This is a genomic window from Nocardiopsis sp. MG754419 (assembly GCF_018207095.1).
GTDB lineage: Bacteria > Actinomycetota > Actinomycetes > Streptosporangiales > Streptosporangiaceae > Nocardiopsis.
On sequence record NZ_QOCZ01000322.1, the window covers coordinates 728 to 1,549 of the forward strand.

The 822-nt window shown below is 69.1% G+C and carries 1 protein-coding gene; it reads left to right on the forward strand.

The genetic code is table 11. The annotated features are described in order from the left end of the window. Nucleotides 1-147: 147 nt before the first annotated feature. On the forward strand, nucleotides 148-822 hold a 675-nt coding region (gene add, locus DSY14_RS27915), incomplete at its 3' end, for an adenosine deaminase (protein WP_211719580.1).

The window sequence follows — 822 nt, forward strand, 5'->3', positions numbered from 1 at the left end:
CCCCGCCTCGTCGTGTCCGCCTCCACCGCGCCCGACCCGCACCACGGTGTGTCCCATGCCGCCCCCACCACCGGCCCGGGCACCCCACCGAATCCTCCACAATGGCCAAAACCATCACAAAACCACCACGAAGGGTCGCGGGCTCACATGGCCATCCCCAAAGCCGAACTCCACATCCACATCGAGGGCACCCTGGAGCCCGAACTCGCCTTCCACCTCGCCGACCGCAACAACCTCACCCTCCCCTTCACCGACGTCGACCACCTCCGCGCCGCCTACGACTTCACCGACCTCCCCTCCTTCCTCGACCTCTACTACCGACTCATGGACGTCCTACGCACCGAAGCCGACTTCCACGACCTCGCCCACGCCTACCTCACCCGCGCCGCCGCCCAAGGCGTACGCCACGCCGAGATCTTCTTCGACCCCCAGGCCCACACCAACCGCGGCATCCCCCTCCACGTCGTCATCAACGGCCTCACCTCAGCCCTGCACACCGCCCGCACCGACCACGACCTGACCACCGAACTCATCCTCTGCTTCCTGCGCGACCGCCCCGTCGCCGAAGCCATGGACACCCTCGACGCCGCCCGCCCCCACCTACACCACATCACCGGCGTCGGCCTGGACTCCGCCGAGATCGGCCACCCACCCGCCGACTTCACCGACGTCTTCACCGCCGCCGCCCGACTCGGCCTGCACCGCGTCGCCCACGCCGGCGAAGAAGGCCCCGCCGACTACATCTGGCAGGCCCTGAACCACCTGGGCGTCGAACGCATCGACCACGGCATCCGCTGCCTGGACGACCCCACCCTCCTCACC